This is a genomic window from Faecalibacterium faecis, from assembly GCF_040096475.1.
In the GTDB taxonomy this organism is placed as follows: domain Bacteria; phylum Bacillota; class Clostridia; order Oscillospirales; family Ruminococcaceae; genus Faecalibacterium; species Faecalibacterium taiwanense.
Window position 1 is genome coordinate 32,191 of sequence record NZ_JBBMEP010000013.1, and the last position, 24,820, is coordinate 57,010.

General features: G+C 49.5%; 23 protein-coding genes, 3 tRNA genes and 1 pseudogene. 7 read left to right on the plus strand and 20 right to left on the minus strand.

The window, feature by feature from the left end; genetic code table 11:
• Positions 1-47: 47 nt before the first annotated feature.
• The 11 genes from mobQ to WMO17_RS08230 all read right to left on the minus strand — a co-directional run bounded on the left by mobQ (position 48) and on the right by WMO17_RS08230 (position 9,885).
• Positions 48-1,493 carry a MobQ family relaxase gene (gene mobQ / locus WMO17_RS08180; protein ID WP_349137856.1) on the minus strand — a complete coding sequence of 482 codons (1,446 nt, stop codon included), beginning with the start codon at positions 1,491-1,493 and terminating at the stop codon, positions 48-50.
• A 186-nt stretch (positions 1,494-1,679) separates the two neighbouring features.
• Positions 1,680-1,970, minus strand: coding sequence for a DUF3847 domain-containing protein (locus WMO17_RS08185; RefSeq protein WP_014081144.1), 291 nt, complete (start codon positions 1,968-1,970; stop codon positions 1,680-1,682).
• A 28-nt stretch (positions 1,971-1,998) separates the two neighbouring features.
• Positions 1,999-2,460: an RNA polymerase sigma factor gene (locus WMO17_RS08190; RefSeq protein ID WP_009589128.1), complete on the minus strand. Its 462-nt coding sequence runs from the start codon at positions 2,458-2,460 to the stop codon at positions 1,999-2,001.
• Positions 2,461-2,470: 10 nt separating this feature from the next.
• The gene (locus tag WMO17_RS08195) at positions 2,471-2,923 is read right to left on the minus strand and encodes an RNA polymerase subunit sigma-24 (RefSeq protein WP_118610970.1); all 453 of its coding nucleotides are present in this window, start codon (positions 2,921-2,923) and stop codon (positions 2,471-2,473) included.
• 103 nt (positions 2,924-3,026) lie between these two features.
• Entirely contained in the window at positions 3,027-3,440 is a 414-nt protein-coding gene (locus WMO17_RS08200) for an RNA polymerase sigma factor (protein ID WP_055214733.1), read from the minus strand.
• 841 nt (positions 3,441-4,281) lie between these two features.
• On the minus strand, positions 4,282-4,656 hold the full coding sequence (locus tag WMO17_RS08205) for a hypothetical protein (RefSeq protein ID WP_055214731.1): 375 nt from the start codon (positions 4,654-4,656) through the stop codon (positions 4,282-4,284).
• A 54-nt stretch (positions 4,657-4,710) separates the two neighbouring features.
• Positions 4,711-7,227 carry an ABC transporter permease gene (locus WMO17_RS08210; protein ID WP_055214729.1) on the minus strand — a complete coding sequence of 839 codons (2,517 nt, stop codon included), beginning with the start codon at positions 7,225-7,227 and terminating at the stop codon, positions 4,711-4,713.
• On the minus strand, positions 7,227-7,907 hold the full coding sequence (locus WMO17_RS08215) for an ABC transporter ATP-binding protein (protein ID WP_055214727.1): 681 nt from the start codon (positions 7,905-7,907) through the stop codon (positions 7,227-7,229). The genes WMO17_RS08210 and WMO17_RS08215 overlap by 1 nt, the downstream gene beginning before the upstream one ends.
• Before the next feature lie 116 nt (positions 7,908-8,023).
• Positions 8,024-9,031 (minus strand): sensor histidine kinase, encoded by a 1,008-nt coding sequence (locus tag WMO17_RS08220; RefSeq protein ID WP_055214725.1) that lies wholly within the window; start codon positions 9,029-9,031, stop codon positions 8,024-8,026.
• A 1-nt stretch (position 9,032) separates the two neighbouring features.
• The gene (locus tag WMO17_RS08225) at positions 9,033-9,704 is read right to left on the minus strand and encodes a response regulator transcription factor (RefSeq protein WP_055214723.1); all 672 of its coding nucleotides are present in this window, start codon (positions 9,702-9,704) and stop codon (positions 9,033-9,035) included.
• Entirely contained in the window at positions 9,682-9,885 is a 204-nt protein-coding gene (locus tag WMO17_RS08230) for a helix-turn-helix domain-containing protein (protein WP_055214721.1), read from the minus strand. Before WMO17_RS08230 ends, WMO17_RS08225 begins: the two co-directional genes overlap by 23 nt.
• A 144-nt stretch (positions 9,886-10,029) precedes the next feature.
• Between WMO17_RS08230 and WMO17_RS08235 the strand changes: the two genes are divergently transcribed.
• Positions 10,030-10,398, plus strand: coding sequence for a helix-turn-helix transcriptional regulator (locus WMO17_RS08235; RefSeq protein WP_055214719.1), 369 nt, complete (start codon positions 10,030-10,032; stop codon positions 10,396-10,398).
• A 27-nt stretch (positions 10,399-10,425) separates the two neighbouring features.
• Here WMO17_RS08235 and WMO17_RS08240 read toward each other — a convergent pair whose 3' ends face one another.
• The 7 genes and pseudogenes from WMO17_RS08240 to WMO17_RS08270 all read right to left on the minus strand — a co-directional run bounded on the left by WMO17_RS08240 (position 10,426) and on the right by WMO17_RS08270 (position 14,811).
• Positions 10,426-10,725, minus strand: coding sequence for a hypothetical protein (locus tag WMO17_RS08240; RefSeq protein ID WP_021650276.1), 300 nt, complete (start codon positions 10,723-10,725; stop codon positions 10,426-10,428).
• A gap of 16 nt (positions 10,726-10,741) precedes the next feature.
• Complete coding sequence (locus WMO17_RS08245) at positions 10,742-11,095, minus strand: TnpV protein (RefSeq protein WP_097784692.1); 354 nt, start codon at positions 11,093-11,095, stop codon at positions 10,742-10,744.
• Between the two features lie 26 nt (positions 11,096-11,121).
• Entirely contained in the window at positions 11,122-13,002 is a 1,881-nt protein-coding gene (locus tag WMO17_RS08250) for a recombinase family protein (RefSeq protein ID WP_118610966.1), read from the minus strand.
• A 214-nt stretch (positions 13,003-13,216) separates the two neighbouring features.
• Positions 13,217-13,867 (minus strand): annotated as a pseudogene (locus tag WMO17_RS08255) (replication initiator protein A); the annotation flags it as partial.
• Positions 13,830-14,084, minus strand: coding sequence for a hypothetical protein (locus WMO17_RS08260; RefSeq protein ID WP_005924919.1), 255 nt, complete (start codon positions 14,082-14,084; stop codon positions 13,830-13,832). The pseudogene WMO17_RS08255 and the gene WMO17_RS08260, both read right to left, overlap by 38 nt.
• Positions 14,081-14,341, minus strand: coding sequence for a hypothetical protein (locus WMO17_RS08265; protein WP_154256648.1), 261 nt, complete (start codon positions 14,339-14,341; stop codon positions 14,081-14,083). Before WMO17_RS08265 ends, WMO17_RS08260 begins: the two co-directional genes overlap by 4 nt.
• Before the next feature lie 396 nt (positions 14,342-14,737).
• Positions 14,738-14,811, minus strand: a tRNA-Arg gene (locus tag WMO17_RS08270).
• A 609-nt stretch (positions 14,812-15,420) separates the two neighbouring features.
• On the opposite strand from WMO17_RS08270, the gene WMO17_RS08275 reads away from it, so the two are divergent.
• Positions 15,421-16,806, plus strand: a complete 1,386-nt coding sequence (locus WMO17_RS08275; protein ID WP_154256650.1) for a TrkH family potassium uptake protein — start codon at positions 15,421-15,423, stop codon at positions 16,804-16,806.
• 399 nt (positions 16,807-17,205) lie between these two features.
• On the opposite strand, the gene pepT is transcribed toward WMO17_RS08275, so the two are convergent.
• On the minus strand, positions 17,206-18,423 hold the full coding sequence (pepT, locus tag WMO17_RS08280) for a peptidase T (RefSeq protein ID WP_332376010.1): 1,218 nt from the start codon (positions 18,421-18,423) through the stop codon (positions 17,206-17,208).
• Positions 18,424-18,631: 208 nt separating this feature from the next.
• Here pepT and WMO17_RS08285 point away from each other — a divergent pair, with 208 nt between their 5' ends.
• A complete protein-coding gene (locus WMO17_RS08285) occupies positions 18,632-19,627 on the plus strand; it encodes a D-isomer specific 2-hydroxyacid dehydrogenase family protein (RefSeq protein ID WP_349137857.1) in 996 nt (331 codons plus the stop codon).
• A 293-nt stretch (positions 19,628-19,920) separates the two neighbouring features.
• Here WMO17_RS08285 and WMO17_RS08290 read toward each other — a convergent pair whose 3' ends face one another.
• The gene (locus WMO17_RS08290) at positions 19,921-21,000 is read right to left on the minus strand and encodes a 6-phosphofructokinase (RefSeq protein WP_005945310.1); all 1,080 of its coding nucleotides are present in this window, start codon (positions 20,998-21,000) and stop codon (positions 19,921-19,923) included.
• 280 nt (positions 21,001-21,280) lie between these two features.
• Here WMO17_RS08290 and WMO17_RS08295 point away from each other — a divergent pair.
• The 4 genes from WMO17_RS08295 (at position 21,281) to WMO17_RS08310 (ending at position 24,677) form a co-directional block, all read left to right on the plus strand.
• A tRNA-Gln gene (locus WMO17_RS08295) sits at positions 21,281-21,354 on the plus strand.
• A 34-nt stretch (positions 21,355-21,388) separates the two neighbouring features.
• Positions 21,389-21,464, plus strand: a tRNA-Pro gene (locus WMO17_RS08300).
• 654 nt (positions 21,465-22,118) lie between these two features.
• Positions 22,119-23,729, plus strand: a complete 1,611-nt coding sequence (locus WMO17_RS08305; protein ID WP_349137858.1) for a glycosyltransferase family 39 protein — start codon at positions 22,119-22,121, stop codon at positions 23,727-23,729.
• 108 nt (positions 23,730-23,837) lie between these two features.
• A complete protein-coding gene (locus WMO17_RS08310) occupies positions 23,838-24,677 on the plus strand; it encodes a CPBP family intramembrane glutamic endopeptidase (RefSeq protein WP_349137859.1) in 840 nt (279 codons plus the stop codon).
• Positions 24,678-24,820 lie beyond the last annotated feature (143 nt).

Sequence of the window (24,820 nt, forward strand, 5' to 3'; positions counted from 1 at the left end):
CGGCGGTTTTTCTGTGTGCAAAAGTATGTCGTGAAACGTGGTAGCCCTTACCGCTCCGGCTCCCGGTCGTGAGACTTGTCCCGTTCCTGTCTGGACAGCTGCTCGGCGGTTTTGCGGAGCCGTTCCACTGCTTTCAAATCCTCCCGCATGGATTTCATGGCAAGCGTGTCCGCCTGCTTTCCAGCGGCCAGCTGGTCAATTTCCCGCTGCCATGCCTTCGGGGTGATTGCCTCGCCGCTGTCTTTCAGTTCTTTCAGATACCGGGCCGCTGCGTCATACAGAATCAGTTCCCGGCTGTGGCGCTGCTCGAACAGTTCCCGCTTCTCCGGCTTCACCTTGGCAAACTGCTTATGGACAGTCTTGTACTGGTTGTACTGCGCCCACATCTCCCCGCGCTCGGTAAGGATAGTGATCCGGCGCTCGGCCTTGACGATCTTTCCGCGCAGGTCATAGTAACGGCTGTTCATATCAGCGATTTTTTCATGAAGCTGCTGCATAGACTGGATGCCGTTTGCCTGTAAAAAGCTGAATAGTGCAGCGCTTTCTTGCAAAGCCCGGATTTTGCCGGTGCGGGTGTCAGGCCGCTTGAGCTGCTGCTGGGCCTCCCACAAGTCAATCATGCTGGGCTGCTGTCCCACCGGCTTTTCGGCTTCGGCCTTAGACCAGTTGTAAAGGCGGGTAATGCGAGCCTTGATTTCCTTGAGCAGCTTGTTGTCGGCGGCGATCTGCCGGTTTACTTCTCCCTTGTCGGTGCGGATACCGCGCTTTTCCATTTGGCTGGCGGCTGGCCCCAGATGGACAGATGGGATTTTATCAATGCCCTGCCGCTTGTAGCTGCGGTGGTCAATGCGCTCCGGTCTACCGGCAGATTCCAGCGCCCGGTTGGTGTAGGCTGCCCACGCTGCCCGCCAAATCTCCACATTTCCTTTATCGTTCCAATCGGTTGTATCCTCACGATGATTTTTCCAGCCGCCTTTCCCATCCGGGATACGCTGTCCATTCTCGTCCAGATCGTATGCCTTGCGGCACTTTGCGCCCCACTGTCCATTTTCTTTCAGAGGCCGGAGCGTCAGCATGATATGGACATGAGGGTTGCCGGTTCCCTTGTCATGGATAGCAAAGTCGGCGCACATTCCTTTGTCTACAAAGTTGTCCTTCACATAGGCACGCACAAGGGCAAGCTGCTCTTCGCCGGACAGTTCACGGGGCAGGGCTGCTTCAATCTCGCGGGCAAGCTGGCTGTCCCTTGCTTTCTCGATTTGCTCCACGCTGTTCCAGAGGATAGATCGGTCTGCAAATTCCGGCGGCGCGTGGGCAGGCAGCATGATCTCCGCATGAACAATGCCGCCTTTCCGGGTGTAGTCGTGGGTCATGCCGTCCCATTCATTTGTCAGCTTGGTTCCGCTGCGGTAAGCAGCTGCGGCAACAGCAGAACGGCCTGCGCTGCGCTTGATAATACTGACGGGGATATGACAGAAATCTATGGGTGGCACCTCCTTTCGGCGGGGATATTTCAGGCTCCGTGGAGCCGAACAAACGCGAAGCGGGTGTTTGGCTGCGCGGGGCGCACAAGGGGTTTGGGGAGTGTAGCGCCCCATCGCGGACGAAGTACGCAACGCCCCCGGCAGGGCGCACAGCACCGGCAACGGTGTATAAGTGCGCCCTTGTAAACAAGGGACTTATGGCGTGTCCCCGGATTTTGGCAGGTTTGCAGTCAATTCCGCAGCCCCCGGAAGATGGGACAGGGCAATCAGAAATGTTTTGACCTCCGCGCCGGAAAGGTCGGGAGCCAGCGGGAAAATCCCCTCCAAAACGGCTCCGCGCTCAATCAGGCGGCGGGTGCGACCCCTGCGTTCTTCATTCCGCTGCTTGTTCTCTAAAATCTTCTTGCGGTTTTCAAGCTGCCGGATCTCCTTCAGAACTTTCTCCCGTTCTTCTTTTTGGGGGTGGGCTGTAATTTTTTCGTTCATGTCAGGCACCTCTTTTCTTTGGAAATACTCATAGATTGACCGTCCATTTCTGACGCGCAAAGTACCGGCGCAGCCTCCGCAGTGCAGCGTGGATGGATTTTCCCGCCTGTGATGGCGTGATACCCTCCATTGCGGCAATATCTTTCACTTTCATACCCAGCATATAGCGGGCGTGGACACGGCGAGCCTGCATAGGCGGCAGGGAAGAAATGGCTTCGTACAATCGCCGTATCAGTTCTTCGTATTCGGCTAATTCTTCTTTTTCTATCAGGTAGTCCTCCGGCGATGGCTGCGCCCAGCCGATGGCGGCATTTTCGATTCCATCGTTACAATCGAGGGAATAAAACGCCTTATACCGGAACATCTTGCGCTCTCTGGCGGCCTCGGCTCTCTTATCCAGAAGAAACGCTTCGACGATCTCATCGGACACCTCCACAAAAATGTCCTCTTTGCAAAATGGATAATATTGTTTGAGATTGATGGTCTGCATAGGCACGCCCTCACTCTGTTTGAAAAAGGTCATCATAGCAGCGGCGCATATTCCGCAGACCCCGACGGATGGCAACGCTGACCTTGCTGCTGTGGACGCCCTCTCTCCGGGAGATTTCCGGCTGCTTGATACCGGCAATATAGTAGGCGTGAACACGGCGGGCCTGTGTCGGAGTGGCATGAGCCAGAGCCACCGGCAGAGCTGCTATCAGGTGCAGGCGGGTGGTCATTTCTTCTCGTTCCAGCAAAATATCTTCCGGCGATCTGTTGTGTTCCAGTGCGTAATTTTCCAGCCAGCTGTATGCGTCCAGAGAGTAGTAGGCGCGGTGGTAGACTTTCCGGCGCTCATAGTTCTCCATCTCCCGCTGGGCCTGATACATCGCTGCCCATACCTCGTCCGTAACATCCACAAACTCGTCATGCCGGTAGTGGGGATACATCCACCGCAGATTGATTGTTTTCATAGGCTTACCTCCTGAAAATCGGAGAGGCGGACAGCTCGTCCGCTGTCCGCCCCTCGCTGAGATAAGGGAAATGATCCCTTTCACTTGGTAGCCAGAAAACAGGTCATTCGTTAAGCCTGTTCTCAAAGAAATTTATAAATTTTTTTCTGACCGCCTCCACACTTTGATAAACAGCCACTTTGGAGCAGCCGCACAGCACACCGATCTCTGCAAGGCTCAGCCCGTCAAGCGCATAGAGCAGGAACCGGCGGCGCTGGGCCTCGGTACAGGTGTCCAGAACAGCCATCAGCTCATGCAGCGTTTCCATGCGGCAAAGGTATTCCTCCGGCGTTTCGCTGCAGACCCCTACACCCTCGGTGGTAATGATGTACTCGTCAAACTCCCGGCCATCCCAATGCCGCCGCTGTTCATGGAACAGGTTCTCCGTTTTATGATCGGCCCGGTCAAGAAATTCATAGACTTCCAGCGTGACCTCCACGGCAACAGCTTGTCCGTTATAATTGATGGTAACTTCCATCTACCTTTCCTCCATTCAGATTTTTTGGGTAAATCTGAATAAGGCGGCGGGGAGCGGCACCGAGGATAAAGTTCGGGCCATGTTGACCCGATGTTCCGGCTCCATAGGGACAAAAAAACGCCCGAACGGCATAATGCCATACGAGCGTCATGGAATACTTTTTGTTGTTTACTTACATGGTATAGTACATACTTCTGACCGCATTGCTCCGCTGCTGGGAACAGGCTTTTTTTAGCTGGTGCAGTTCATGTGTACTGTGAAAAAAGGCAAAAATAGACACGGCGGCAATCCTCCTATGTGCCGCCGTGGATTTACACGGTGTTAGGTCGTCGTTGGTTTAGGATAGACGAAAAGAAACGGCGGCTCTGAAAATCAAAGCCGCCGTTTCAAATGGGCGTGTCAAATTGTCTGCTCTACGACGGCTTTTTTCTTTTGCCGTCGTCCGGCAGAGTATTAGAAATATTGTGTTTGTTTTATTTTCTTGTCCATCCCTTTCAAAATGAGCGATGATAAAGTATCACTCACCTGAATAATGGCTCAATCACAAGGTCTTTGCCGAAAGCCAGCGTATAGCATATTTCCAGCTACTTCTTTAGCTCACAATATAACTGTATGAGTGCCTGAGCCTTTGCCAGAAACTTCTCTGTCAAATACAGCTCTCAAATGTATGCGTGTGCGCCTTGCCGAAATACCCACATGTGCTCCGCATGACAAAATTGGGAAGCCAGAATCAGAATAGGCGTTGCCTTGGATTTTCGGATGGTAACTGAAAGCTGGTGAGAGTCCTGCTTTCCGATATGTACTATGATGCTACATACTTAAATTGATTTACGCGCTGTTACTATTTTTGCAACACTAAATATACCTGACCTGCAAAGTAGATTATCAATTGATTTTCATCAACATCAACACAAAACTCCGCACTGATGTCATCCTGTGTTACACAGATAGTATCTGTGTAACTGAAATGATAAGAAGCATTACCATGATATAAACCTGCTTCAGGAATGTCATTGTACAGTATTAGAGTGTCACTGTCTTGAACTGTAATTACATTTTCTGAATTGCTGTTTTTCCATGTGCCGATAATATTTTTTTCGTTTTGAGAAAGTTTAATTTTCTTGGCGCATACTACAACCAGAACAATCAAAATAACAGCCAAAAATAATATCATAAATACTTTCAACTTGCCATGAGTAATATGTTTTTTGTTCATTTCATTTCTTTCCTTTCATTTTACGAGATGTGCCTAATTCCCGATTGTCTTGAACTACATGCTCCCAGTTTTCAATTCTTTCACAATTTCAACCTTTTCAATACTTCGCAAAGAAAACAGCATTGCCGTTACTACTACAAGTGCAACCATAATAACAGCGATTCCGTATGCTCCCCAATTGATATAAAACACAAATGGGGTCATTCCTTTCGAAATCATGGAATACATGACATAATGAATGATTAAGCTGATCGGTATTGCAAATATCAGCGACTTCATGCCATATAATACAGATTCCAAAAGTAACATTTTCTTTAAATCACCAGATGTCATGCCAACAGATCGCAATACTGCAAACTCACTTCTACGGACATCTATGGTATTTGAAATCGTATTGCATACATTTAGTCCAATAATCATTGTCATTAAGACCGTGAAGATGCAAACCATCATTTTGAGAAGCATATATGTCTGGCGGGAATTTTCCGTTGTACTTGCCACATCAACCACTTGAAAAAATCCCGTATCCGCTAAACACTCCGCAACTTCTTCGTGCTGTGCTGTGTTAATGGTAAGTTCAATAGCGGTATCATCATTCAGCAGCCACTGAAAAAAAGACATTGGAACAATCAAGACAGCTCTATCTTGAACAAATTGTGATTGAATACTCGCATTATTTCCATTCACAATATCTTGAACAATGACCGTTTTATTTGTATCGTCGCCGTATTCCAGTTCGATTTTACACCCATTTTCAAGCACAAACGGAGAACCAACTACAACACGATTTGGAGACGTACCATAATTCCCAGTTGCATGATTGAATAGTATTCCGTGATTTGGCTTGCCATCATATCCTGTATAATTCAAATCATTTTCTTTACAAATAGCGCGAAAATGTTCTTCATCAATACCCACAACATATAATTCTGCAAAGTTGCCATTTATAAAGTATCCCGCCATATCTGAATTGATATTTTCTTCCTCAAATGCAGCTGTCATGTATCGGGAAATACGATAGGATATGTCTGCTGAAATACCCTCATCAGAAATTGCTTTCGCAGCAGTTGCTAAATCTTTATACGGAACAGCAGCTTGAACATCTGTATAACTTGAACCATCTTCTTTCATATCCATAGATGTTTGAAAAAGCATAAAATCCGAAAAACTATACAAGGATAACCCAAGAACCACAGCTAAAAAAATAGAAAGCGTTATCGCACGAAAGCGTTTCGGATTCCGATGGATATTTTTTGAAGCCAACGATCCGTAGATTCCAAAAAATATTGACATTAGTTTTCCATGTGTTATCCATTTTTGCTTTACTTGATAAATGTTGGTTTGCTTCAATGTATCGATTACTGTAACTTTTGAAGCGATTTTTCCCGGAGTTTTACAAGCAAAAAACAAAGAACCAATACCTGAAATTGCTCCCAGGAGAAAAGGGAGCCAATAAATATATGTTTTTAGCTCAATCATTCCAAAAGTAAAAGTGTCTTTAAAGGAAATCCGTATCATTGCCAGAACAACAACCGTTAAACCCAAACCAAATAACAGGCCCAATGGAATACCAATTATGCCAAGTAGAAAGGCTTCTATGGTAACGCTGGCTTTCTTCTGTTTACTTGTTGCACCGATACTCGCAAGCATACCAAGCTGCTTAATACGTTCCTGCAGAGAAATCGAAAGGACATTGCTAATCATGGCAGAGCAAGCAGCCATTAGCAATAGAATAACTACAGCAACAGCCGCAATCATCTTTACAGCTCCCTTACCCGCAGTCACACCATGATAAATGAGCAAATCAGAATGGAATGCTGACACAATACCACCAACTGCTTTTGCATTTTCTTCCGCTTCGGCGTATATAGACTTAGAAATATCCTTGCACTTTACAAATGCCGATAAATTAGTTTCATTATTGCTAATTCCGATATAAGCGTTAAAGTCACTGGCTACTTTAGACCCATTCATTTCAGATACAATACCAACAATGGTATATGTCCGCTCCGCAGTATCTGGATGAAAACTTTCCCTATCACCCAGATAATTTACTAATCCATATAACTCTGTGTCGATTTCGTCCCACACTCGCGTACCAAGTAAAAGTTGTATCGTATCCCCAACAGAGAATGTAAGCCCATTATCGTCAATAAAATCTTGCGTTAAGACAATTTCATTTTCATTGAACGGGTAACGGCCTTCCAGTAAATATTGTTCCAGATAAAAATTTTCGACAAATGCATCGTTGATTTCTGCAATGGCAAGCAAATTTTTATTAGATGGTTCTCCGTAAAAACTACTTCCAGCGAAACGTAGCAACGACACATTCTCTATATTCTTTCCTTGCATAAGAGTTTCCGCTTGCTGCTGCGAGGTGAGTTCAATACGATACGCATAATCTCCACCGTATACGGCTTCTTTCTCTTGCAAAAAGCGAAGCATGGACCAGCCGCCACACAAGACAGCAGTCATCATACCTACCGAAAGAATGATCGTGAAAATCGTAAGAAATGCACGCTTTTTGTTTTGTTGCAGTGTCCTTAATGTAAGGGTAAATATTGTTTCCATCAGCGAATCACCTCATCCCTGACAAGCTGACCATCCTGTATTTCCAAAATCCGATCTGCTTGTAAAGCGATTTCCCGGTCATGGGTAATCAGGACAATCGTTTGATGATAGGATTTATTAGAAGCTTTCAAAAGTTGCATGATTTCTTGTGTGTTTTGTGTATCCAGGTTTCCCGTAGGTTCATCAGCTAAGAGAATTGCAGGAGCGTTAATAAGCGCACGACCAATGGACACACGTTGTTGCTGCCCACCTGAAAGCTGACTTGGCAAATGCTTTCTACGCTTTGTTAAGCCAAGTACCTCTAACAATTCTGCTAAACGCTTCTTATTTATTTTTCGCCCATCCAGCCTAATAGGCAGGGTAATATTTTCCTCTACATTCAAGACCGGAATCAAGTTATAGAACTGGTAAATCAGTCCTACTTGGCGTCTGCGAAACACGGCAAGTTGATCTTCCGTTTGTTCATACACACTTTGACCATCTACAATTACTTCGCCTGATGTGGGACGATCAATACCGCCGAGAATATGGAGCAAAGTGGATTTACCAGAGCCAGATGCGCCAATTATTGCAACAAATTCTCCTTTTTGCACTGAAAATGAAATATCGGTCAAGGCATTCACTGTGGTTTCACCTGTGTGGTATGTTTTGCAAACATTTTCAACTCTTAATATTTCCATTGTTGTTTCCTCCTGCTGAAAGTAATTCCGTACAATGATGAAATCATAGCAAATTTAAATAACTCTATTATTACGCTTTCATTACAAAAATGTCACTTTGCAAAAAAGGGATTGCATTATGCAACCCCTCTGTCAAAGAAAATTGTAAATTTTGCCCCACATGGCATTATGTTTTCAGCGATAATCCTTCCGTTCTGCTGCGTGATAATTGCTTTTGCTAAGGCCAAGCCAATCCCTGCCCCGTTTTTGCCGGAGTTCTTACCTCGATAGAAACGCTCAAATAAGTGTGGAATATCTTCCTCCGCTATGCCTGTTCCGCTATCGATAACACACAATTTCACATACATGGCATTTTCTTCAGCGCTGATTTTTACTTGTCCTCCATCGGGAGTAGATTCAATACAATTTTTTACAACATTAGACAAAGCTTCTGCAAGCCACTTGATATCCCCGTATAGTTGAATTTCCTCTATATCTGAAATATCCATTTTAATATTTTTAATATCCAGCATGATATCAAATGGCGCTGTTGCCTGCTGGACTAATTTTTCCACAGGAAAGGACTTATTTTCGAATTTGATTGTCCCTGCATCAAGACGCGACAGCTTTAATAAAACGTCAATCAGCCATTCCATACGTGACAACAGTAATAACTGTTCATGCAATAGTGAAGATTGCTGTTCGAAATCAATACCTTCTTGTGAAAGCGCAGCATTCAATATTTCAAGAGAAGTCAGCGGTGTCTTTAATTGGTGGGAAATATCCGCCAAAGAATCCGCTAAATATTTTTTATCTTTTTGCAGCTGTCCCGATTGCACTAAAAGCCGTAATGTCATTTTTGAAATCTCATTTTCCAGAACAGCTAACTCTCCCTCACCATAATCGTCAAAACGAATACTTTCTTCACCATGTAATAGTCTATCAATATCCTGACTTAAAGAAGAAATCTTCATATAGCGGCGATATGTGAATATAAGGGAAATAGCGGTGATGGCGCAGCCAGTTAAAAATGTAACCCAATAGAACTTCATGCAAAAGAAATAGCTTAAAACACTCCCAATCACCGTCACACCAATACAGAGCATTATTTGCAATCGAACTTCCTTGTTTCGTAAAAAATCCATGTTATTCACCAGCCTTATACCCAAGCCCGCGAACAGTCAAAAGAATTTCCGGCTCTTGTGGATTTGTTTCAATTTTATCTCGCAATCTTTTCATATAGACAGTCAATGTGTTGTCACTAATAAAATCACCTGTAACATCCCAAATCATTTCAAGTAGTTTTTTCCTTGAAAATACAACACCCGGATTCTGCAAAAACACCAACAGCAAACGGTATTCTAATGCCGAAAGGAATAGCTCTGTATTTCCTTTTCGGACAACCGCCTTTTGAACATCAACTGTAATATCTTTACAAGACAGAAATTCACTTTTTCCATTTTTTCTGCGCAACACAGTGTTGATTCTTGCCAATAATTCTCTTGGGCGGAACGGCTTGCAAATATAATCATCTGCACCCAATTCCAGACCGCTAACAACACTAAATTCATCATCATCTGCGGTCAGAAAGATAATGGGAATGTCTTTTTGGCTCTTAATTGCTGAGCAAGTGCTAAAACCATTTCCATCATTCAACGAAATATCTAAAAGGATAATGTCGTATTGTTCCTGAGCTATTTTCTGTAAAGCAGTTTGTTGTCCATTTGCACTGTCAACCAGATAGCCTTCATTTTTCATAAATAAAGTAAGGGAGGACACTATATTGGGGTCATCTTCAACCAGCAGTATTTTTTTCATGCTTATCTCCCTTTCTTCTTTTTGTCCGACCATCAATCGGCTTTTCCGCAGTTTTCGGAATCAGCCAAATCGTCGCCATTTTTACAGCACCGGGGATGCGACCCGCAGTGCAGTAATAGTTTATCCATCGTGGGGTCACGCCCCATTTTTCGGCGGCCTCTTTTAGTGTCATATAATCCATTCTGCACCTCCACAGAGTACATTATAGTTCTCTTTCTCGAACAATGCAACAAATAGAATATGAATTATAAACTTCAACTAACCTTCATATAGCAACATTCCGCGGGCAAAGTATGAATTATACAATGTAACCGGGTGATGTTATATGGCGAAAGTTGAAGATTGTCCCGGTTTTGAAACCTTCGGTGCGGATGTCAAAGCCGCACGAGAGGCAAAGCGTCTGGCACGAAAAACATTGGCAGAAATGGTTGGGATTGAATGGCGGTATCTTGCCAACATTGAGAATCAAGGTGCGATTCCGAGCCTGCCTGTGATGATCCAGTTGATTAAGGTCTGCGGACTTCCCGTAGAGCGATATTTTAACCCGGAGATCATGCGGGAAGAAAGCGCACAGCGGCAGCGGGTCAGCCATAAGCTGAAGCTTTGCCCTGAAGAATACCTGCCGATTATCGAAGGTGCCATAGACGGGGCGCTCAAAATGGAACAGACTGCGAAGCAGAAGGAGGACGCATAATCGCGGCCTCCTTCTGGCGTTTCTGTATCATGTTTCCCTGCACTTTTCCAAAAGTTCCCGGCACCTCTGCTGGATTTCTCCGGTTTCTGTCACAGTCAGGTCACGGTCATTTCCAGTAATCTTATCTTCCAGAAAGTTGGCGTATGTACCCAACAAAGCGTTCCGTAAATCCTCCGGGGTTTTCTGTATTTCAGCGCTGTACCAGTCATTCCGGTGGGGTTCCCATGCCATCAATGTATAACCGTGGCTGGTCTGAACTACCTCATACAGTGGATCATCATCCAGATATGCCTGAAACACTTTCAAAATCTTTTCAAAGGTCAGCATTTCCCGCACCTCCCATTCAGCTGCAAATCAGTTCCCTGATTAAAATTTCCTCAATCTGTGCCGTTAATGTGTTCATCAGCCCCACCCAACGCATAGGGTCACAGGCTTTCAGTTCTTCCGTGACACCCGCAGTCTCCATCATGTGAGGCAACATGGTGTCCACGCGCTCCTGCGCTGTCCGGTCAATCTCTAACAGGTGTGGATACAGCTTCTCGCTCATCAGCAGTTGGTTGTAGAGAATGGGGCGATGTTTCTTTAGGTAGGATTTTCTCATCCTGCCGTACTTGCCGATAGAAGTTTCCGGCTGTTCAGAAAGTTTTAGGTTGGGTATATCATAATCTCCACAACGAATGTAAGTCAACTTACTCATTTTCATTCTCCTTTGCTTCGTGATGATTAGACTGCTGCGCTGGCTGCTATGCTGCCTTTGCGCGGTTCTTCTTTTGGTAGCTGACCGATAGTAGAAAAAACACCTTTTTTCATATCCTCAGCCCGGATCAGGGCTTTCTTAGCGTCCATTTCCGCTTTTTTCTTCGCCTTGATTTTGTCCTCATACTGTTTCTGTGCGCCGCTGGCTTTCCGCTTCAAATAATTCTGATGAAGCCTGTCCTTGCGTTCTTCTTTTTTCCGCAGTTCTTCCTGTTCCTCCGGGGTTAAAGGAACCGGCTGTAAGGATGGTGGGATATAGCGTCCTAAAAAATTGAAGTAGATTTCAATTTCCTGCGTGGTGTCCTGACTGCCTTTTCGGGCGCGTTCGTGGACAAGGATTTTCTCTACAAACTCATTGAGCATGGTGTTTGTCAGAGTGTCAAAATTCTCGTACTTATCAATCAGGGCTATAAATTTCTCCGCTGATTTCTGGCTCTGCTCATAGCCGGTAACAGCCTTTTCCAGCTCTGCAATTTCAATCTCAAGTGCATCCTGCTCTTTGGCATACTGTGCATCAAGCGCCTTATATCGTGCATCCGGCAGCTTGCCGAGGGCGTTGTCCTCATAGATTTTGCAAATCAGTTTTTCCAGTTCTCCGGCTCTCTTTTGAGCAGCAGCCAGACGCCTGCGCTTTTTCGATATATCGGCACTCTGTTGAGCAACCTGCGTTTCCTGAACGGTGTGAATAAATTCCGTCCGGTCATTTCTGGAATATTCAGCGATAGCCCGGAGCGTGTCAGAAACCAATGTCAGAACAGCACTCTCATTGATACGGTGTTGTGTAGGGCATAGTGTCCCACACGGAACTTTGGTATAATTGGAACAGGTATATTGAGAAATCCGCCTGCCATTGTTGGTGCGGTGGACATACATCTTGCCGCCACAATCGGCACAATAGAGCAAACCTGTGAGGGGAGCCGCTTCGCCCCAGCCGTTTGGATAACGCCGTACATTGCTGCGGATTTTCTGCGCCAAATCAAAGGTCTGCTGGTCGATAATGGCTTCATGGGTATTCTCAAAGATCGTCCATTCATCCTCAGAAACATAGTGGCTTTTCTTGTCCTTAAAGTGCTTGCGGGTCTTGAAATTGATGGTATGCCCTAAATACTCTCGTTTTTTCAAAATGTTCACGATGGTAGATGATCCCCATCCATAGGGGTCTTTGACCGGCTTTGAACGGTTCACACCTTCGTTGAATCGGGCAAGGTGTACGACAGGAATTTCAATCCGGTCTGCGGACAACTTGCAAGCGATCTGATAAGGCCCATATCCCTCCAGCGTGAGGGAAAAGATACGGCGTACCACTTCGGCGGCTTCCTCATCTACCAGCCAATGTTCCCGCTTTTCATCCCACAAGTAGCCGTAAATCACGGTGCCTGTCAGGTGCTTACCGCTCATGCCTTTTGACTTAAACACAGAGCGGATTTTCCGGCTGGTGTCGCGGGCGTAAAACTCATTCATGATATTGCGGAAGGGCGTAAAATCATCGTCGCCTTTCAGACTGTCCACGCCATCGTTGATGGCAATTAACCGGACGCCGCGCTGCCGCAAAATCTCCATGACCTGGCCGACTTTCAGATAGTCACGCCCTAACCGGCTCATGTCCTTGATGACGATTGCCTCTACACGCCCTGCCTCCACTTCCTCCATCATCGCCAAAAATCCGGGGCGGTCAAAACGGGTGCCTGAGATACCATCATCGGTAAAGTGCGTAGGGTTGGGCAGCCCATTCCGGCGGGCAAAATCCTCTAACATCTGCTTTTGGTTGGATATGGAATTGCTCTCGCCCTGTAACTCATCGTCCCGGCTCAGGCGCTCGTACAGTGGGGTAATTTTTTCATTTCTCATGGCTGTACCTCCTGAAACAAAAATGCTCTAAGTGATTGCTTCACTAACCATGACAAAATCATGATTAAGAAGTCACTTAGAGCATATATCACCGGCAGCTAGCTTGTAAAGTTTGTACTGCCGCACGGCAAAGGATTTTGGTCTTTTCTTTCCCAGATCCTCAAACAGTAGGTCAACTGGATTCTGATAGGTTTCATCATCTTCCGAAACCTGCATCCACCAGCAAATTCACGATTTGATAGATGGTGTCCTCATCATCCGGGCAAAGCCGGAGCAGAAGGTCTACCTCCAAAGACTGCGAAAAATATTCTTCCAGTTGGGCGCGTTTGCTCATCCAGTCGTTTTCATCGGAATAGATAGGATCAGTATCGCTTACCTCTGTATTATTTCTCTCAGTCTTATTACATCGTAGTTTGGCCGGGTCTTGAAGCGTATTCTGGACGACTCCAGAATCGTCATTATCACGATTCAGAAAGCGTAGTTTTGACGATTCTGACGAAAAATTCTTCACATAGATGAGATCGGGCTTGCCCAGCCCCCTCCGTTTGCGTTCAATCAGGCCGTACTCTTCCAGTTCTCGCAGCAGCTTGGTCGCCTTTTTATCGGCACAGCCCAGTGAATCCTGCACCTCCTGCACAGTATAGATGATGAACACCCGCCCAGCTTTGTCCAACCAACCATTCCGGGCTGAAAGGCTCATGCGGTCCAGCAGGATACCGTACAGGGTTTTGGCATCTGTGGAAAGCGGTTGGAAGCGGCTATCCTGAAACAACAGCTTGGGAATCCGGTAGAAGGAGAACAGCTCGCTGGACTGCCCATAGAAGTAATCAAGGTCTGCGGTTCTTGTCGGCTTTTTTTCGGGCATAGAGAATATCCCATTTTTCAGGTGTGGAACGGAATACATTGACCTGCTTCTTATAAGGGCAGTGGGCATACAGGCAGGTGCGGAACTTGAAATCGGGTCGATAGTACGGGCACAGCTTGCAACTGTCCGGGGCACGGTCGGAACCTTCGCCAGCGGCGATCACATGGTGCATGGAGTGCTGAACATGGCGCAGAGCTTCGTTTCGCTTGTGGCTCACTTGGCATCACCTCGTTTCTCCAGCGGTGCCATCAGGTCTTTGTAGCAGGGAACCAGCACACAGGGCTTTGCCCGCTTGTAGGGGCACCCTTCGCACTTGCTGGGGCCTTTGGGCGGCTCGATCAGGTAGTAGCAGTTCTCTTTGCCGAGAACGCAGCCCTTCTTTCGATTCTTCCAGAAGAAGCAGTGCCGGCAATCTGCCGGGCGGGAAGCATGGTAGCGGATACCGTCGATCGTGACGGTCAGAACTTTTTTCATTGGTAAACCCTCCTTTGATGGATTCGGGAAGTTCAGCCCGAAAACAAAAAAGCGCGTTCCTCTTTCTGTTCCGAGAGAACAGCGAGTGAACGCGCTATGTATGGAGAAAAGTGTTTTGCACGGTTTCTGGTAGGAATGTGAAAAATAGATTTACACAGTTTATCTTGTATTTACATGGATTTACAGGAAAGCGGCTACCAATTTTAGCAGAGAGCCGGGAAACAGAGTTCAAAAGGTGCTTTATGGGGCTTCATTAGCTGGAAACCTGATTTTATTAGCTGAAACCGAAAATTCTGCTAATGGCATTAGCTGGCTAATTTTGGTGATAGGTTCAAAATGAAAAATGCGAAGATCGTCTTTCACATGGAAAAATGACCTTCGCATTTCTTAAAAGGATGTCCCTACCCGGGTTCGAACCGGGGGCGTTTCGCTTAGGAGGCGAACCCTCTATCCAGCTGAGGTATAGAGACATATATGTATTATCGTTGATTTTTGACTTTTCTGCACTTTGTATGGAATGCTTTTCACAACGAAGTGACCGACTGCATTGCAACCTGGACGATGGTAAAGTTGTTGCATCAAAATTTGTTGAGAAAACCGTGATTCTCGGTCTTGCTTTTGATTAGAACAATCACTTCTGCCCCCAAGGTATCAGGTTGACCGAATTCTTAGGAGGGAGGCGCTTTATCCAGCTAAGCTACTGAGGCATATTATGTATTATCGTTGATTTTTTGAAATTCAACGCGCTTGGAAACGAATATGCAGAATGATTTCTACACCGAAGTGACCGACTGCATTGCAACCGGGACGATGGTAAAGTTGTTGCATCAAGATTTGTTGGGAAAATCTCGATCCCCAGTCTCGCTTTTGATTAGAGCAATCACTTCTGCCCCCAAGGTATCAGGTTGACCGAATTCTTAGGAGGCTTGCGCTCTATCCATCTGAGCTACGGAGACGGATGCCCTATTATAATACAGCATTTTGCGGATAAAATCAAGTTGAACCGGAGGGCAAAATGGTGTATGCTATAGAGGAAATGAAAATAGCCGCGGCAGGCTTTGCCGCGTGCGGAGGAACTTATGGAAAAGGCAAAAGGGAAAAAGCTGTTTTACCGCCCGGCGGGCAAGCGCAAGGGGATGTATACGCCTACGCAGATCATCTGTGTGAGCTTTGTCATCGTGATCGCGCTGGGCACCTTTCTGCTCAGCCTGCCTGTTGCCAGCAAGCATGGGCGGCTGGATGTACTGGATGCCATGTTCACCGCCACAAGCGCTACCTGCGTTACTGGTCTGATCGTGCGGGATACCTGGACCCAGTTCACCTACTTTGGGCAGGCGGTGATCCTGCTGCTCATTCAGGTGGGTGGTCTGGGGTTGGTCACCCTCACCAGCTTCTTCGCGCTGGCTATGCGGCGGCGTATGGGCTTCCGCGATCTGCGGCTGCTGGGAGAAAGCGTCTCAGCGGACGGATATGCGCAGGCCAAGGACGTGCTGAAGATCGTGGTGGGACTGGCTGGCCTGTTTGAAGGCATTGGCATTGTGCTGCTACTGTTCGCCTTTGTGCCGCAGTTCGGGCTGGAAGGCATCTGGGTGAGCGTGTTCACGGCCATCTCGGCTTTCTGTAACGCGGGCTTTGATCTGTTTGGCCGGTTCGGCCAGTATTCCTCACTGGCACCCTATGTGAACAATTACTATGTTCAGGCCGTTGTGATGTTCATGATCATCTCCGGCGGTCTGGGCTTCATGGTATGGGTGGAGATCGGTCAATACCGCAAAAAGCACCGGCTTTCCCTGCAGGCCAAGGTGGTGCTGAGCTTCTCGGTGATCCTGTGGCTCGGCGGCGCGGCGCTCATCGCGCTGATGGAGTGGAACAATCCTGCCAGCATGGGCGGGCTCTCTGTGCCCGGCAAGCTGATGGCGGCACTGTTCCAGTCGGTGTCCACTCGTACTGCGGGCATGAATACCATCGACCTTGCGGCCTGCGGCCCCATCACCAAACTGCTGATGAGCGCGTTGCAGTTCATTGGTGCGGCACCCGGCTCTACCGGCGGCGGCGTGAAGGTGACTACGTTCGCTGTGATCATCCTGACGATCCGCAGCGTGGCTCAGGGCCGCGACGACTGTGTGATCGCAGAGCACCACATCGAGTCCAAGACGGTTTATCGTGCTTTGACCATTATCGTGCTCGGCGGGCTGGCGGCGGTTGGCTCGGCTGTGGTGGTGTTCTATAACACCTCGGACGCTGTGTCGGTCATTGACGCTATTTTCGAGTCCTGCTCTGCCTTTGGCACAGTTGGCCTTTCGGTGGGCGTTACCGCTCAGCTGAACCGGGGCGCAAAAATCCTGTATATGCTGGTCATGTTCATGGGCCGTGTCGGCCCGGTGTCGCTGGCCATGAGCCTGACGGCAAAGCCGGACGACAACAAACGGAAGATCATGCCGGTGGGGCATATCAACGTTGGTTAAACGATTTTGAATGCCCTCCTAGAGTTGCGGCTCCCAGCATCCACTTCATGCCTTGAGCGGCATTCGTGTCTTGCTGGCCGCGGCCCCAACAACTCCTCCCTGCTTCTGCCGCAGGCAGCGGTCGTCGTTGTTGTACTCTGGGCATGTTCAGTGGAATTTGATTTTTATTTTTCGCATTTGTCGCAGCCCTGACGTTTGTCAGGGCGAATCCCTTCCATCTGCTAACGCAGACCGCTCGCCTGCTTGAAAGCCCCACTGGGGCTTTCATTGCTACGCATCCGCAGGGCTGCTCCAAATGCATTTTCACGAGTGGAGTCGTAGAGATAAGCGTCAGAGTATAACAAAAGTGGGTGCTATCCGAAAATAGCACCCACTTTTTTGTATATTGAAAAATAAAATTTACTCTGCGTACAGCTTTATGATGTTCAGCAAGATCTCAGTGCAGCGGTCCATGCGCTCAGCGGTGATGCACTCGCATACGCCGTGGAAATTGAAGCCGCCGGTGCCCAGATTGGGGCAGGGCAGACCTTTCCAGCTCAGCATAGCACCGTCGGTGCCGCCGCGCACCGGAATTTCCTCCGGTTCCAGCCCGGCCATGCGGGTGGCCTTGCGGGCGGTCTCTACTAAGTGGAAATGCGGCTTGATTTTTTCCAGCATGTTGCGGTAGCTGTCCTTGATCTCCACGGTCACGGTGCCTTCGCCGTACTTTCCGTTCAAAAATTCGGCAATATCCAGCATGTTGTCCTTCTTGAACTGCAGCTTTGCGGCATCGTGGTCGCGCAGGATGTAGCCCAGCTTTGCGGTAGTCACATCGCCGTACATCTGGCACAGGTGGTAGAAGCCCTGCCGGCCCTCGGTCGTTTCGGGGCGGGCCGTGACGGGCAGAGCACCGTGGAACTCCATTGCTACGTTGGAAGCGTTGATCATGGTGTCCTTGGCGGTGCCCGGGTGCACCGAGAAGCCGCGGATGGTCACGGTGGCGGAAGCGGCGTTGAAGTTCTCGTACTCAATGGAGCCGGCATCGCCGCCGTCCACCGTATAGGCAAAGTCGGCACCGAAGCCCGGAATATCGAACAGCTCTGCACCCTCGCCGATCTCTTCATCCGGAGTAAAGGCGATACACAGCTTGCCGTGGGGCAGGCCTTTTTCCTGAATGGTCTCAACAGCGGTCAAAATTTCGGCAATACCGGCCTTATCGTCGGCACCCAGCAGGGTGGTACCGTCTGAGGTGATGAGGGTCTCGCCCTTCATGGAAGTAAGGAAGGGGAACACAGAGGGCTTCATCACCATGCCGGTGGCGGGCAGAGTTACGTCGCCGCCGTTGTAGTTTTCCCACACAACGGGCTGCACATTCTCACCGCTGGCATCGTCGGCAGTGTCCATGTGGGCGATCAGGCCCAGAGCGTGTTGATCCTCACAGCCGGGCGTGGCAGGCAGGGTGCCATAGACGTAGCAGTGCTCGTCCACATGGGCATCCTCCATGCCAAGGGCCTTCATCTCATCCACCAGCTGGCGGGCAAGGTCAAACTCCCGTTCAGCGGAAGGGTGCGTACCGGAGTTTTCGTCCGAGGTGGTATGCACCCGGACATAATTCAAAAGCCGTTCATAAGCGCGCATAAGGCACACTCCTTTTATATTTCAGTGATGTATACTTCTCAGTTCCTTTATCATACCCTCTTTTCCGACAATTTACAACTGTTTTGCGCGCATTCATATGGAAAGATGAATCCTCATTTTTAAGGTGAACAAAATTCACGCAGTAAAATGCATCCATCTGTGCAGAACGTGCTACAATAGATACAAAATAAGCCGGGAGGGAAGTTTTATGGCTACAAAAGTCTTTTTTTACACCCTGCGCCCCTACGATGAGCTGGGCATCGCGCAGCGGCTGGCACCGCAGCTGGACGTTGAGTTTGGCTCTACGCAGGAGTATCCCACGCTGGAAAACGCTGAACTGGCAAAGGGCTATGATGCCGTGTCGGTAACGCCCTGTGATATGAGCACGCCCATGGTCAAGCGGTTTCACGAGCTGGGCGTAAAGTCCATCTGCTGCCGTTCCATCGGCTATGACCACGTAGACCGCGAGACGGCCCGGGAACTGGGCATGAAGGTGGCCAATGTGGACTACCCGCCAAACGGCGTTGCAAACTTTGCCATTATGCTCATGCTGATGAGCCTGCGCAAGGCAGGGCACATCCTCAAGCGCGGCGAAGCGCAGGACTACTCCCTGCAGGGAAAAATCGGCCGCGATATTTCCACCTGCACTGTGGGTGTGATCGGTACGGGCCGCATTGGCCGCACGGTGCTGCAGCATCTGTCCGGCTTTGGCTGCCGCCTGCTGGCCTACGACCTGTACCCCAACGACGAGGTAAAGAAGATCGCCGAGTATGTGCCGCTGGAGACCCTGCTGGCGGAAAGCAATGTCATCACTCTGCACACCAACGCTACGGAGGAGAATCACCATCTCATCGACACCAAAGCAATTGAGAGCATGAAGCCGGGCGTGACCATCATCAACACCGCCCGCGGCAAGCTGATCGACAGCGATGCACTGATCGCCGGGCTGGAAAGCAGCAAGATTGGCGCGGCGGGCCTGGACGTGCTGGAAAATGAGAACGGCCTGTACTATTATAATCGCATGGGCGATGTGATCCCGAACCCGGAGCTGGCGGCTCTGCGCAGCATGCCCAATGTGATCCTGACCGACCACACGGCTTTCTACACCCACGAGGATGTGGAGAGCATGGTGCGCGGTGTGCTGGAAAGCGCGGTTGCCTTTGAAAAAGGCCAGCCCACCCGGCATGATGTGACGGACCTTTGATTTGTCCGGCAGACGATTTTGAATGGCCACTGTTGCATTCTGGCCATCTTCAACGGAAACAGTATTTCTGAATAGAGCAGATCCCGGCAGACTGCGGTCTGCCGGGATCTGCATTTTCACGGGAGGGGGTGCAGCGGAAAATGGCATTCCGTTTGTTTGAAGCATCTGCCGGTTGGGACCCTTCCGGTGAAAAAGGGATTCCTGAAAATCCGCAGATTTTCAGGAATCCCCAATAAAAAATAATTATTCCGCTAAATATGCTCAGAGCAAAGCGAAGAGCATTCAAATGGTAATCAACCCAGACTGATGCCCATGCGGCGGGCGACGGTGAGCAGGTCGCAGTTCTCCGGCACGTTGCGGGTCTTGCCTGCAATGTCGGCCAGACGGTTCTCGGTGACATGGCGGTTCACCATGGCAACGGTCACGCCGTAGCGCTCGATCTCCACCAGCTTTGCCGCATAGCTGCCGAACTGGGTGGCCAGCACACGGTCGTAGGCGCTGGGGCTGCCGCCGCGCTGCATGTGGCCCGGGATGCACACACGGGTCTCCATGCCGGTTTTTTTCTGCACGGCCTGTGCAATGCGGTTGGTGGCGGTGGTGCCAAAGCCTGCCTCGGCGCGCTTTGCCATCCATTCCTTGCGCTTCATGCCGGCTTCCTCGCAGTTGATGGCACCCTCGGCCACAGCGATGATGGAGAAGTTGGAACCCTTCTTTGCGCGGCGTTCCACGGCAGAGCACACACGGTCGATATCATAGGGCTGTTCCGGCAGCAGAATAATATCTGCACCACCTGCAATGCCGGAATACAGTGTCAGCCAGCCTGCCTTGTTGCCCATGATCTCAATGCACATCACGCGGCTGTGGCTGCCTGCGGTGGTGTGGATGCGGTCGATCACATCGGTGGCAATGTCCACGGCGGTGTGGAAGCCGAAGGTTACGTCGGTACCATAGATATCGTTATCAATGGTCTTGGGCAGGCCGATGATGTTCAGACCCTCCTGCGAGAGCAGGTTTGCGGTTTTGTGGGTGCCATTGCCGCCCAGGCACAGCAGGCAGTCCAGCTTGGCTTCTTTGTAGGTCTTTTTCATGGCGGCAACTTTATCAATGTTGTCGTCCTCCACCACACGCATCATTTTAAAGGGGGTGCGCTTGGTGCCCAGAATGGTGCCGCCCAGCGTCAGGATGCCGCGGAAATCGTCCTCGCACATCTCCTTGTAGTCGCCGTTGATCAGGCCGCTGTATCCGTTCAGGATGCCAACGATCTCCACGTTATCGCCCATGCGGGCATACAGTGCTTTTGCTACGCCGCGGATGGTGGCGTTCAGACCCGGACAGTCGCCGCCAGAGGTCAGGATTCCAACACGTTTTTTCATTCAAAAGCCCTCTTTCATTTGGTATTCAGCGCCGCGCGTTCTGCCTTTCAAAGTCAGTCTGCCCGGAGACCTACCTGTTTATAGTATAAGATTATTCCGGATGGGGGCTGCTGTCAAGAGAAGCGCAGAAAATTTACACGCTTCCACGGTGCATTTCTGCGGGCAGGAGAACAGCGGGAAAACTTTTGCAGAAAAAATAAAAAAATGGTTGACAAGCGCGGGCCTTTTGAGTATAATATCCCTTGTCAGCAGCGCACGGCGCGGCAGACAAACTGAATAATGGGGATTTGCATAGTGGTAGTGCGGTAGACTCTGACTCTACTTGTGGGAGTTCGATTCTCTCATCCCCAACCAAGAAAACCGCAGTCTCAACTGGCTGCGGTATTTTCGGGGCATAGCGCAGTTGGTAGCGCGCCTCGTTCGGGACGAGGAGGCCGTGGGTTCAAATCCCGCTGCTCCGACCAAAAAGAACCAGTACACATTCGTGTACTGGTTTTTTTTGTCTCCGCGCGGGATTTGAACAGGGCGGCGGTGCGAAGCACCGCAAACAAAGCCATAGTATGGCTTTGTTTAGCCCGCGGGTCCCACCGGCTAGGAATGTCTAACAGGGTGCATGCTGCTAACACATTCGTGTACTGGTTCTTTTTTGTCTCCGCGCGGGATTTGAAGGAGCACGGGCCGCGCCGTAGGCGAGGTAATCAAAGCCCCAGTGGGGCTTTGATTAGTGCGAGGGTCCCAACCCGTAGGAATGTCTAACAAGGTGCATGCTGCTAACACATTCGTGTACTGGTTCTTTTTTGTCTCCGCGCGGGATTTGCAACAGCGACGACCGCTGCCTGCGGCAGAGACAGGGAGGAGCTGTTGGGGCCGCGTTCTGATTTTTCAAAGCCCTGTCAAGGGGCTGCGGAAAAATCAGCAAACGCAACCCGTTGGGCGGCGGAGATCAGATGATGTTACGGGTTCCACCGGCTAGGAATGTCTAACAGGGTGCATGCTGCTAGGAGCAGCGGGATCTGCAACCCGAAAAGTTTTGACTTGTGTTCTAAATATGATATACTGGAAAAGCAAAGCCATATTTGGCTGCAGAACGGACAAAAAAGCGAGGAAAAACAGAAACTATGCAGGAAACAAAAAAGAAAAAACGGGCGGTCGCGCTTTTTGTGATCGTTCTGATCTGCCTTTGCGGCTGGTGGGCTGTGCGGAAAGAGGGTTTCTTTCTGGATGAGATCTACTCCTACGGCCTTGCAAACAGCAGCTATGCGCCGTTTTTGAATTGGTATTATAATGGTGAGCATTCGTTTGATGGAAATCTCCCGGAAGCAGTTTTTGAACAACAGGATTTTGTGAATTATATTTCGGTTCAGAAAAATGATCGCTTCAACTATGCGTCGGTCTACTATAATCAGACGCAGGACATTCATCCGCCGCTGTTTTATTTTCTGTTGAATACAGTATGCTCGCTGTTCCCGGGCAGCTTTACAAAATGGACGGGTCTGGGGATGAATTTTGTGCTGCTGGGCGGCACGCTGGCAGCGCTGTATGCGCTGGGCATGGAGCTGTTTGCAGACTGGAAAAAAGCATTGTTCGTCTGTGCATTGTATGCGTTCAACCGTGAAATGATCTCGAATGTGACGATGGTGCGCATGTATATGCTCATGACCTTGCTGACGATCCTGTTTGCGCTGCTGGTGGCAAAGTCTCTTCGCAGGCCGTCTGTGCCCAAATATCTTCTGATCGGTGTAACCATCTATCTTGGCATGATGACCCAGTATTTCTTTGTGGTCTATGCCTTCCTGCTGTGCGCAGCATATGACCTTTACCTGATGTTCCGGCGCGAATGGAAAAATGCTGCTGCATTTTCGCTTCCGGCACTTGCGGGCGTTGGCGGAATGCTGCTCACCTTTCCGTGCTGGTATGCACAGCTGCACTCGCAGAATACGAACTCACTGGATGCTACAACGCGCAATCTTTTTGATCTGGCGCAGTACCCCAAAGGCCCGCTGGAGCTGATCGGCTGGAGCATCGTCGGCTTTGCTGTAGGCGCAGGCATTATGGCCGTGCTGGTCCTGACGAAGCTGGGACAGCGCTGGCTGCCGGGCAAGTTGCGCGGCACTACGCTGATCCCCGGGGATGTCAAGCTGATCACGGTCCCGGCGCTTGCTGCATTTCTGGTTATCGCGGTGATCTCGCCGTATAAGTCGCTGCGGTATGTGTACCATCTGCAGCCGCTGGAAGCGTTGTTTTGTGGCTGCGGCCTTTTCTCCATTCTGGATACGCTGCGTGCAGGCACCAGAAAGCGCATTCTGCAGATCGTGTGCCTTGCAATGGTCGTGCTTGCATTTGTGATCGAGCCGGAGCGCATGTACAGCGGTACTTATAAGATAGACAAAGAACTGGAACAATACAGTCAGGCCGCCTGCGTGGATATTACCGGGGACCTTGGCAGTTTCACTTCCGGCGTGCAGGAGCTTCTCAAATTTCAGGAGGTCTGTGTGGTGCCGGACGATTCCAGTGAGCTGCTGGTGCAGTATAACACCGGCGAAAATGATACGCTGGTGCTGTTCATTGGAGGCCGGGGGCTGTGGCAGTTCGTGACGGCAGAACAGGTGGAGCAGATCACGGCCCAGAACATGGAAACTGCGTGGAACGTTGCCCGACAGGGCGGCTATGAGGATGTTTCGCTGCTGGCAACGCAGGAGTTTGAACAGATCTTTGTTTTGAAAAAGTGAACGCTTTGCGGCACAGCAGAAGGGAAAACTGCCTTTTTTGCGCGTGCTATATCGTTTTAAGGTAAAGTGTGCTAGAATAGTACTATCAATGATTCAGGAGGGTATCCCATGCTCAAACGACTGCGCAAAGCGCACCCAATCTTATTCTGCGTTCTGGCAGAAGTGGTCTTTCTGGCAAGCCTGTTCGTAACAGATCTTGTCTTTACCATTGCATTGGTTCTTTTTCGGACGGATTTTGCGTCCATTGATACATACCTCTACAGCACTCTGCAGGAGCTGGTGGGGGCCATGGTGGCAGTGCTGTTTCTGGTACGGACAGACCGTGCTGGGCTGCTGCGCCGCCGCGGCAGCGGCTTTTTCAATGGCCTGCTGGTGGGCATGTACCCGCTGGTGTTCATTGGCTACAATGCCTTTGGGGCGTTGGTGCTGGGCCGGCCGGAGAACGGCGTGCTGCAGCCTGCGGCACGCATCTGCACCTTCCTTGTCAGCATGGCCATGGTGGGTGTGGCCGAGGAATTCATCTTCCGCGGTGTCATTGCCCAGACCCTGCTGGAGCACTTTGGCACCAGCCGCGCCGGTGTGTGGAAGGCCTGCCTTTTGTCCGGTGTGCTGTTTGGTGCGGCGCACCTGACCAATATCCTCAGTTCGGCACCCTTCGGTGTGCTGATGCAGTGCGTGTTTGCAGCATCGCTTGGCACTCTTTTTGCGGCGATCTACTTCCGCACCGGCAATTTGTGGGTGACGGTATTCCTGCATGGTGCCATGGATATTTCGTCCATGCTCATCGGTGGGCTGTACGGCACCACTACCGTGGCCGATGCGGTGAGCGGCTACGATGCATCCATGCTGCTTTCGGTGCTGCTGTATCTGATCCCCACCGCAGTTCTGCTGCGCAAAAAGAAGCTGCCGGAGGTACAGCTGTACTGGCACCAGTACGTAAAAAAATAAAGGCAGGATGCAAAAAATATCCTTGCATTTTGCACAGGGTTCTGGTATACTGTATCTGTTACCGTGGTACGGGGTTGGGAGTATGCCCGCTTTTTGGGAATGCCGTTTCCCGCCGCTGTTCCATTGGCACATAAAATTTTATA

Bases quoted from the DNA above. Each gene is read 5' to 3' on its own strand.
- WMO17_RS08250 (WP_118610966.1), bottom strand. From the start codon at position 13,002: ATGAGAAATGAAAAAATTACCCCACTGTACGAGCGCCTGAGCCGGGAC.
- WMO17_RS08195 (WP_118610970.1), bottom strand. From the start codon at position 2,923: ATGAAAACAATCAATCTGCGGTGGATGTATCCCCACTACCGGCATGAC.
- WMO17_RS08225 (WP_055214723.1), bottom strand. From the start codon at position 9,704: ATGAAAAAAATACTGCTGGTTGAAGATGACCCCAATATAGTGTCCTCC.
- WMO17_RS08205 (WP_055214731.1), bottom strand. From the start codon at position 4,656: ATGAACAAAAAACATATTACTCATGGCAAGTTGAAAGTATTTATGATA.
- WMO17_RS08190 (WP_009589128.1), bottom strand. From the start codon at position 2,460: ATGCAGACCATCAATCTCAAACAATATTATCCATTTTGCAAAGAGGAC.
- WMO17_RS08275 (WP_154256650.1), top strand. From the start codon at position 15,421: ATGGAAAAGGCAAAAGGGAAAAAGCTGTTTTACCGCCCGGCGGGCAAG.
- WMO17_RS08245 (WP_097784692.1), bottom strand. From the start codon at position 11,095: ATGAGTAAGTTGACTTACATTCGTTGTGGAGATTATGATATACCCAAC.
- WMO17_RS08210 (WP_055214729.1), bottom strand. From the start codon at position 7,227: ATGGAAACAATATTTACCCTTACATTAAGGACACTGCAACAAAACAAA.
- WMO17_RS08310 (WP_349137859.1), top strand. From the start codon at position 23,838: ATGCTCAAACGACTGCGCAAAGCGCACCCAATCTTATTCTGCGTTCTG.
- WMO17_RS08215 (WP_055214727.1), bottom strand. From the start codon at position 7,907: ATGGAAATATTAAGAGTTGAAAATGTTTGCAAAACATACCACACAGGT.
- WMO17_RS08240 (WP_021650276.1), bottom strand. From the start codon at position 10,725: ATGCTGACCTTTGAAAAGATTTTGAAAGTGTTTCAGGCATATCTGGAT.
- WMO17_RS08230 (WP_055214721.1), bottom strand. From the start codon at position 9,885: ATGGATTATATGACACTAAAAGAGGCCGCCGAAAAATGGGGCGTGACC.
- WMO17_RS08220 (WP_055214725.1), bottom strand. From the start codon at position 9,031: ATGGATTTTTTACGAAACAAGGAAGTTCGATTGCAAATAATGCTCTGT.
- WMO17_RS08285 (WP_349137857.1), top strand. From the start codon at position 18,632: ATGGCTACAAAAGTCTTTTTTTACACCCTGCGCCCCTACGATGAGCTG.
- WMO17_RS08185 (WP_014081144.1), bottom strand. From the start codon at position 1,970: ATGAACGAAAAAATTACAGCCCACCCCCAAAAAGAAGAACGGGAGAAA.
- WMO17_RS08265 (WP_154256648.1), bottom strand. From the start codon at position 14,341: ATGAAAAAAGTTCTGACCGTCACGATCGACGGTATCCGCTACCATGCT.
- pepT (WP_332376010.1), bottom strand. From the start codon at position 18,423: ATGCGCGCTTATGAACGGCTTTTGAATTATGTCCGGGTGCATACCACC.
- WMO17_RS08290 (WP_005945310.1), bottom strand. From the start codon at position 21,000: ATGAAAAAACGTGTTGGAATCCTGACCTCTGGCGGCGACTGTCCGGGT.
- WMO17_RS08200 (WP_055214733.1), bottom strand. From the start codon at position 3,440: ATGGAAGTTACCATCAATTATAACGGACAAGCTGTTGCCGTGGAGGTC.
- WMO17_RS08235 (WP_055214719.1), top strand. From the start codon at position 10,030: ATGGCGAAAGTTGAAGATTGTCCCGGTTTTGAAACCTTCGGTGCGGAT.
- WMO17_RS08305 (WP_349137858.1), top strand. From the start codon at position 22,119: ATGCAGGAAACAAAAAAGAAAAAACGGGCGGTCGCGCTTTTTGTGATC.